At 45.5% G+C, this 8,711-nt stretch carries 8 protein-coding genes and 1 pseudogene; 7 read left to right on the plus strand and 2 right to left on the minus strand.

Going from position 1 to position 8,711, the window contains the following annotated elements:
* From J6U00_RS07455 to J6U00_RS07475, 5 genes and pseudogenes are all read left to right on the plus strand, one after another.
* Positions 1-558: pseudogene (locus J6U00_RS07455) on the plus strand (ABC transporter permease); the annotation flags it as partial.
* Positions 559-588: 30 nt separating this feature from the next.
* A complete protein-coding gene (locus J6U00_RS07460) occupies positions 589-1,680 on the plus strand; it encodes a sugar ABC transporter permease YjfF (RefSeq protein ID WP_296580654.1) in 1,092 nt (363 codons plus the stop codon).
* On the plus strand, positions 1,677-3,263 hold the full coding sequence (locus J6U00_RS07465) for an FGGY-family carbohydrate kinase (RefSeq protein ID WP_296580657.1): 1,587 nt from the start codon (positions 1,677-1,679) through the stop codon (positions 3,261-3,263). The genes J6U00_RS07460 and J6U00_RS07465 overlap by 4 nt, the downstream gene beginning before the upstream one ends.
* Before the next feature lie 19 nt (positions 3,264-3,282).
* Positions 3,283-4,716, plus strand: a complete 1,434-nt coding sequence (araA, locus tag J6U00_RS07470) for an L-arabinose isomerase (RefSeq protein WP_296580658.1) — start codon at positions 3,283-3,285, stop codon at positions 4,714-4,716.
* Positions 4,706-5,398, plus strand: a complete 693-nt coding sequence (locus tag J6U00_RS07475) for an L-ribulose-5-phosphate 4-epimerase (RefSeq protein WP_296580660.1) — start codon at positions 4,706-4,708, stop codon at positions 5,396-5,398. The genes araA and J6U00_RS07475 overlap by 11 nt, the downstream gene beginning before the upstream one ends.
* 90 nt (positions 5,399-5,488) lie before the next feature.
* On the opposite strand, the gene J6U00_RS07480 is transcribed toward J6U00_RS07475, so the two are convergent.
* Together J6U00_RS07480 and J6U00_RS07485 are read right to left on the minus strand one after the other, a co-directional pair.
* Positions 5,489-6,010 (minus strand): hypothetical protein, encoded by a 522-nt coding sequence (locus tag J6U00_RS07480; protein ID WP_296580662.1) that lies wholly within the window; start codon positions 6,008-6,010, stop codon positions 5,489-5,491.
* 104 nt (positions 6,011-6,114) lie between these two features.
* On the minus strand, positions 6,115-6,774 hold the full coding sequence (locus J6U00_RS07485; protein ID WP_296580665.1) for an N-acetyltransferase: 660 nt from the start codon (positions 6,772-6,774) through the stop codon (positions 6,115-6,117).
* A 459-nt stretch (positions 6,775-7,233) separates the two neighbouring features.
* Here J6U00_RS07485 and J6U00_RS07490 point away from each other — a divergent pair, with 459 nt between their 5' ends.
* Positions 7,234-8,436 carry an ABC transporter substrate-binding protein gene (locus tag J6U00_RS07490; RefSeq protein ID WP_296580668.1) on the plus strand — a complete coding sequence of 401 codons (1,203 nt, stop codon included), beginning with the start codon at positions 7,234-7,236 and terminating at the stop codon, positions 8,434-8,436.
* A partial coding sequence (locus tag J6U00_RS07495) for an ATP-binding cassette domain-containing protein (RefSeq protein ID WP_296580671.1) occupies positions 8,423-8,711 on the plus strand: 289 nt, incomplete at its 3' end. The genes J6U00_RS07490 and J6U00_RS07495, both read left to right, overlap by 14 nt.

Raw genomic sequence — 8,711 nt, forward strand, 5'->3', positions numbered from 1 at the left:
ACATTTGCCTTCTTCGGAGGATACATACCGGGAATACCGATACCTACTCCGTTTTTCATCGCGGTGCTGTGCTTCATAGCAACATGGCTCGCACTGAAATTCACTAACCTCGGGCTTTATGTGCAGTCGGTGGGAATCAATGAAAAGACCTCGCGCCTCAACGGTCTGAATCCGGCGCTCATAAAATTCATGACTTATGTGATACTCGGATTATGCGTAGCGGTGGCAGGCTTCATAAAGGTCAGCAGACTTTCTACCATAAACTATTCCGTTGTTGCGAAGGATATAGAAATGGACGCTATCCTTGCGGTAGCTCTTGGCGGAAATTCTCTCAGCGGCGGTAAATTCAAAATATCCGCGTCGATACTCGGAGCTTATGTTATACAGTTCCTTACCACAACGCTTTACAAATTTCAGGTGCAGTCGGACGCTCTTCCCGCCTACAAGGCAGTAGTAGTAATACTGCTTGTTATACTGAGCGCACCGATAGTAAGAGAAAAGACAGCAGCCGTTTTCAGGAAGCTGCGCGCCCCTGCCAAGGCAGAGAGCAAGGGCTGATAACGCGGACGTGGAATGGAGGAATAATATATGCCGCAGAAGGATATGACTTCCGGTAAAAAAAGCCGGAGCCTTATAGGAGGATTATCGGATTCCAATCTTCTCATGTCCATTACTATCATCGTATTCATACTGATGTACGTATTTGCGATATTCAGATATGGTGCCGGTTTTCTGAAAGCACAGACTTTTTTCAATATTCTCAACGCAAATGCCGCACTTATTATACTTGCCTGCGGAATGACTCTTGTTATGATAACAGGCGGTATCGACATATCTCTTGGCGGACTGACAGCACTTGTGAGTATGTGCTCGGCCGTTTATCTTGATATGCACGGCGGCAGCGTTTCCGGAGCGATAATGATATCTCTCGGTATCGGACTTGCCTTCGGACTTGTACAGGGTCTGCTTGTAGCTTATCTTGACATACAGCCGTTCATAGTAACGCTTGCAGGAATGTTCTTTGCAAGAGGCATGACGACGATTGTCAATACGGCACCATTCAATGTTCAGAACGAAGCGTTCGTAAAGCTCAAGGAGACAAGGATAATTATCCCAGGTATGGGATCATACAACAAAAGGGGCGATTATATAGATGCTTATATAGAGATTGGCGTTGTAATCGCACTTATTATAGTTGCCGCGCTATTCCTTTTCCTGAAATGGACAAAGACAGGAAGAAGCTTTTATGCAGTTGGCGGCAATAAGCAGAGCGCACTTATGCTTGGAATAAATGTTAAGAGATCAACCTTCCTTGCATATCTCATGTGTGGCATCTTAGGTGGAATTGGTGGATTTGTTTATTTTATGCACGTAGGCTGCGGTTCGGCATCGAATGCTTCGGGAGCTGAGATGAACGCTATCGCGTCATCGATAATCGGCGGAACAATGCTTACGGGAGGCGTCGGAAACATAATAGGTACATTGTTTGGTGTACTTTCACTAGCTCTCATTCAGAATATCGTATCATCAGCAGGTCTTTATCAGGCATGGTGGACGGGAATCACAAACGCTTCTATGCTTTGTATATTCCTCGTCGTTCAGAGTATAATCATTGCCCGCCGCAAGAAAGCAAACCTTTCAGCGGCAAAGTCTGCGGAAGCAAAAGGAGTTAAAACATGAGCGGTGCAGAACAGATAAAAAACGGAAAAGCGGTTATTGGTATCGAGTTCGGTTCAACTCGTATCAAGGCGGTCCTTATTGGTGAGGATCACGCACCACTTGCGGCAGGAGTTCACGACTGGCAGAACGAGCTAGCTGACGGAGTATGGACATATTCATTGGAAAGTGTCAGAGCAGGTCTCCAGGACTGCTTTGCCAATCTTATGAAAAATGTTGAGACCAAATACAATGTGAAGCTCGAAAGGGCTGCTGGTATGGGTATATCGGCGATGATGCACGGATACCTCGTATTTGATGAAAATGATCAGCAGCTAGTTCCGTTTAGGACATGGCGTAATACCATGACAGAGGAGGCAGCTGACAGGCTTACAGAAGCGTTTGAGTTCAATATACCTCAGCGTTGGAGCATAGCTCACCTTTATCAGGCTGTTCTGAACAACGAGCCTCATATAGGCAGGCTTGCTTTTATGACCACCCTTGCAGGCTATGTACACTATATTCTCACTGGTGAAAAGGTCATCGGCGCAGGAGATGCTTCTGGAATATTTCCGATAGACCCTGCAGTATGCGATTATGATGCAGCTATGCTCACAAAATTTGACGAGCTTGCGGCAGGAACAGAGCTTCGCTCTGAGGTTTCGGAACTGCTTCCAAAGATTGTTTCAGCAGGAGAATGTGCAGGAAGACTTACGGCTGAGGGAGCAAGGCTCCTTGATCCTACAGGGACATTTTGTGCAGGAGTACCATTCTGTCCGCCTGAGGGCGACGCACAGACTGGCATGGCAGCCACAAACAGTATTACTCCGCGAACCGGAAATGTTTCGGCAGGAACGTCAATATTCTCAATGATAGTGCTTGAAGATAAGCTCTCTGCGGTACACCGCGAGATAGATATAGTAACAACTCCCTGCGGAGCTCCTGTGGCTATGGTACATTGCAACAGCTGCACCTCCGACCTCGATGCATGGTTCGGTATGTTTGGCAGTTTGCTCAGGGAAGCAGGAAACGATATGCCAAAGGGAAAGCTGTATGATATGCTTTATTCTCTTGCAGCAGCTGGCGACCCAGACTGTGACGGTATAATTTCCTACAATTATTATGCAGGTGAACCTGTTACAGGTATAAAGGACGGAAGACCACTGCTCATGCGCAGTCCCGATTCGGACTTCAATATAAGGAATCTTGCAAGGAGCCTTGTATATTCCTGCGTCGCTTCACTGAAAGCAGGCATGGATATACTTACCGAGCAGGAACACGTTAAGCTTGAACGCATCTTTGCACACGGCGGATTTTTTAAAACGCCTTTCCCAAGCCAGAACTTCCTTGCGGCTGCACTTGGCGCAGATGTTACGCTGATGCAGACCGCAGGAGAAGGCGGCGCATGGGGCATAGCCCTTCTTGCCGCGTATATGGTGAATAGGGCCAGCGGTGAAACGCTTGTGGATTACCTTAACGGAAAAGTATTCGCAGATATGAAGGGCAATACCGTATCACCTAAAAAGGAAGATATTGACGGCATCAGCTCTTACATGAAAAAATATCTCTCGGGGCTTTCAGCTGTAAGAGCTGCGGCTGCCGAATAACAGAAAGGACAGATACAGTATGAAATTCTGGTTTATTACGGGTTCACAGTTCCTTTACGGCGAGAAAACTCTCCGTCAGGTCGAGGAGGACTCAAAGAAGATAGTTGACGGACTCAAGCTTCCTTTCCCTGTTGAGTATAAGCTCACGGTTAAGACAGAATCCGAGATAGAAAAGATCATCAGAGAAGCAAACTATGATGAGGAGTGTGCAGGAATCATAACCTTCTGCCATACCTTCTCACCTTCCAAAATGTGGATAAATGGACTTGCAATCTTACAAAAGCCTTGGCTTCACTTTCACACGCAGTTCAACGAGACTATACCCAATGAAGCTATCGACATGGATTACATGAATCTTCACCAGTCGGCGCACGGCGACAGGGAGCATGGTTTCATTGGGGCTCGTCTGCGTATGCCGAGAGCTGTAGTTGCAGGACATTGGCAGGATCCTGAGGTCCAGGCAAAGATTGCTGAGTGGCAGCGTGCAGCTGTAGGCGTTATGTTCAGTCGCAGCCTGAAAATTGTTCGTTTCGGTGATAATATGCGCGAGGTTGCAGTAACAGAGGGCGATAAGATCGAAGCACAGCTCAAGCTTGGCTGGCAGGTCAACACATTTGCTGTAGGCGACCTTGTTGAGATAATGAACGCTGTTACAGACTCCGAGATAGATGCATTGATTAAGGAGTATGCAGAGCTTTACGATTACAATAAAGCTGATGAGGATACTATAAGATATCAGGCACGTGAGGAGATAGCTATTGAGAAGATACTTGTACGCGAGGGAGCAAAGGCTTTCTCGAATACATTTGAGGATCTTCACGGTATGAAGCAGCTTCCCGGACTTGCAACACAGCACCTTATGCATAAAGGCTACGGCTTCGGTGCTGAGGGCGACTGGAAAACAGCAGGTATGACAGCTATAGTCAAGGCTATGTATCCCGATGGAAACACCTCATTCATGGAGGATTATACTTACGATTATAAGCACGAGCTCATACTCGGCTCGCACATGCTCGAAGTTTGCCCGTCTATTGCGGCAGACAGACCGCGTATAGAGGTGCATCATCTCGGAATAGGCGGTAAGGACGCTCCTGCAAGAATAGTATTCGAGGGCAGAGCGGGTTCTGCAAAGGCGTTATCGCTTATAGATATCGGCGGAAGATTCAGACTTATCCAGCAGGATGTCGAGTGTGAGAAGCCTTTCCAGTCAATGCCTAATCTCCCTGTTGCAAGAACTATGTGGAGACCAGCACCTTCCTTCCTTGAAGGACTTGAATGCTGGATAATCGCAGGAGGAGCTCATCATACAGTGCTCTCTTATGATATATCCGACGAGACTGTAAGAGATTTCGCACGTATCATGGGTATAGAGCTTGTAGTTATAAACAAGGACACAACCAAGGAGAAGCTTGAACGCGATATTATGATCGGAGATGTGATCTATGGACGTTAAGGCACTTAAAGAACGTGTTCTTAAAGCAAACCTTCTTCTTCCAAAGTACGGGCTAGTTACGTTCACATGGGGTAACGTTAGCGAATATGATCGCGAAACTGGTCTTATCGCTATAAAGCCCAGCGGTGTTGAATATGATTCAATGACTGCCGATGACATAGTCTTGCTGACTATCGACGGAAAAAAGGTAGAGGGTGAGCTTTCACCTTCAAGTGATACTCCTACCCACCTTGAGATATACAGAAAATTTGAGGGAGTATGTGGAGTAGTCCATACCCACAGCAGATATGCGACTTCCTTTGCACAGGCTTGCATGGGTATCCCTGCATTCGGAACTACACACGGCGATTATTTCTACGGCGAGATACCCTGTACAAGAGAAATGACCGATGAAGAGGTAAACGGTGATTATGAGCTCGAAACAGGCAGGGTCATCGTTGAATGCTGTCCTGACTATAAGAATATACCTGCGGCTCTCGTAGCTAATCACGGTCCGTTTGTATGGGGAAAGGACTGCATGGAGGCTGTTCATAACTCGGTAGTTCTTGAAGAACTTTCTGCAATGGCTTGGATAACAAAGACCCTTCGTCCGGATACACCTGTAATGCCACAAAGACTGCTTAATAAGCATTTCTTCCGCAAGCACGGAGCGAACGCTTATTACGGGCAGATAAAAAAATGATATAAGATCCATTACTTATATATTTCTCTCCATTTGAGAAAAAGGCTTCGTTTTAACACGAAGCCTTTTTCTTTGTTGGTGTATCCTATATCACAGGCTCTTCATATTGTCCGAGCCTGAGTTCCTTTTCTCGATATCTTCTTTTCTCTTTGTGTAAGGGTCCTTTATATCCCACTGAGCCTTTTCTATTTCATACATTTTCTGCTGGATCTCAAAATGAGGAAAGCCATCCTGCTGACTGAGCCATTCATATTTATTGCAGTTTATAACATTTATAACAGCATAATACAATAGTACTCCGAAGCCAAAAAGAGGTATCAATGAAAAACCCCAATCAATAAATAACAGAACAATCTCAGCTGCCATCAATGAAGCTGAAATTATTGCAAGAGGAGTGCTTTTCTTATATACGCTGAAAAAACCTGAAACAGATGTACATATTGTTATTGAACCTATTATCAGATATAAGAATTTGCCTGTCATTACGAAAGAAAAGACCATGAATAATATTACTATAAGGTTTAAAGCGTATACAATAAAGCATTTGGTATCCTGATTCTTTATCTTCTTCAAAGAAGTTCTGTTCCGTGCATATTCCGCTTCAAGTTCCATAAAATATCCTCCCTTGTATAAAGTTCAATATAATTATACTCTGGAAGCTATACTTAGTCAAGGAAAAATACATCCGACCCTAAGATCGGATGTATCTGATATCATTATTCGCGGTTTATGACAGAATGGCTGTGGATATAGAACTCCTCCTGACTAGGCTGCCAACCTTTAACTTTAGGCGGGAACAGTGCATCAAATCTTTCTAGAGCTTTCGTATCCTCGCAGGGATGATCGGCGTCACTTGGGTGATAGAACCATTTTCTGCCATCGAGTGCGCCTTCCTTCAGCACCTTTACAAGCAGAGCGGCAGGGAATATATTACCCTCAAAGCACACGTTGTACTTGCGGCAACTCTTGTAGCCCCTTGCAACGTAGTTATCGGGGTTGCCGAAGTTGATGATGGTATCGTATCCCATATCAGCTGCGAGCCTGAAGGTGTGCTCAAGCAGAGACTTTCCGAAGCCATTTCGCTGATATTCCGGCATTACGCACAGCGGACCCATTGTAACGATCTGCTTTTCATTGCCTTTCTCGTCGATAAGACGGCTCTTTGTGTACATGACAGAGCCGATGATTCTTCCTTCATGCTCGATAACGAAGCTGAGTTCTGGAATAAAGTCCTTGTGCGAACGTAGAGTATGAATGAAAAAGTGCTCGTCGCAGCCGGGCTTGTTCATGTTCCAGAACGCTTCACGGGCAAGATTCTCAACCTCGCGGTAGTCTTTTTCTGTTTCTTTGCGTATGATATAGTCATTATTTTTCATTATTTTTTCCTCCTGAAATAGTTGACCGGACACGGGAGGTTTGTGTGGGATAGTATTCGCAAACCTTCCGTTTACGCTACTATCTCAGGTCTGTTATTGTTTTTCAAACAACAATCTCCTTTAATAATATAAATGTATTGCAGTTGTCTGACTGCTATTGAATTATACCATAACAGGGCAGGAATGTCAAGTATACAGGCTTTTCAGTAGAGTATTCGGACACTACTGCAAGTGGCTCCTGCAATAACCTTTTCCTATAATCGACAATAATTATTCTATATTGGACAAAAGCCTATAGGTATGGTATGATTAGTTCACAGAGAAAAACAAGGAGTGAAAAGAACATGAAGAACATCAGATACATTGTCAATTCGGAGCGAATGCGATGTCGCTGAGGATATCCGGAACAAAACAACTGATGATATGAAAAGAATTATGATGATTTGAAAGGTGATAAATATGAATAATAAGATAAAATTTGTTTCTGCTATAGCAGCTTTATCGCTGCTCACAGGCTGCGGAGCCTTCAACAGCTCCTCAAACGAAAAAACTGAATCCACAGAGGTACCCACCTTCAATGAGGCTGAGGAAAAAGCCTCAGAGGAAAAAGACTGCTGCAAGGACGGAGACAAGGACTGCTGCAATGAGCCGGCAGACTGCTGCGGCGACAGTGCCACAGAGGTTCTCGGCAAGCCTGAAAAGACTGATATAAATATCGGCTACCTCAACTCCACAGCACATCTCCTTGCATTCGTTGCACAGGAGGAGGGCTATTTCAAGGACGAGGGACTTAAAGTAACACTTACACAGTTCTCCAGCGCAGCAGAGCTGGTGAACGGACTTGAATCCGACAAGCTTGACGTTGCCTTCATCGGCTCGGTTCCTACACTTACATTCCAGAGTCAGGGACATGATGTTTCTATCTTCGGAGGCGCAATGACAAACGGTCACGGCTATGTTATCAAGTCAGAATATGCCGATAAGGACGAGCTGGGAGTTGAGATACTCAAGGGCAGGAACGTTGCCTCCGTAAAGAACAGCGTTCAGGACGCGGAACTACAGATTCTTCTGAAAAACGCTCACATAGAAATAGGTGAGGGTGCAGACAAGGTGAATATAGTTTACTTTGACAGCCAGAAGGACGCTTATGCAGCACTTCTCAACAGCACCATCGACGCAGCTTCCGTATATTCACCCTACGCTTCGCTTGCAAAGTCACAGGGCTACAAGGTAGTATACTACTGCGCACATGAAAAGGCTCTTGAGAATCAGCCCTGCTGCCGTCAGGTCGCAAAGACATCTGCTCTCAGCAGCAATCCCAATACATATACCGCACTTGAACGTGCGTTCATAAAGGCTTACCACTTCACACAGTCCGACCACGACAAGACCATTAAGGACGTAAAGAAGTACATCGACATCGACGAGGAGTTCATAGACACAGAGGTCTACGGCGGATACAGCGTTTCAAGCCCCGATCCTGACAAGCAGGGTACTCTCACACTTAAAGATACTATCATTGAGCTAGGATATACGAATGATTATGATATCGAGCCCTACTACAATACAGATATCTATAAGAACGCGCTTGAAAGCATATTATCTGAAAACTCCGATGACATTTACAAATCGTTAAAGGAGCATTTTGATGACTACGAATAAGATTGAGATAAAGGACCTTACCGTAAACTATATCGAGAACAAGCAGACCTTCAACGCTCTCCACGACGTATCCTTCGGCGTGGGAAGGGGAGAGTTCGTCAGCGTTATCGGAGCCAGCGGCTGCGGAAAGTCAACGCTTCTCAGCGTACTTGAAGGGCTTTATGCTCCGGCAGGCGGCTCTGTTCAGATAGACGGCAAGGAGCTTCACGGCACAGGTACAGAACGAGGGGTAGTGTTCCAGCACTACTCGCTGTTCCCGTGGATGACCACAAGAA

It is taken from the genome of Ruminococcus sp., assembly GCF_017650195.1.
In the GTDB taxonomy this organism is placed as follows: domain Bacteria; phylum Bacillota; class Clostridia; order Oscillospirales; family Ruminococcaceae; genus Ruminococcus.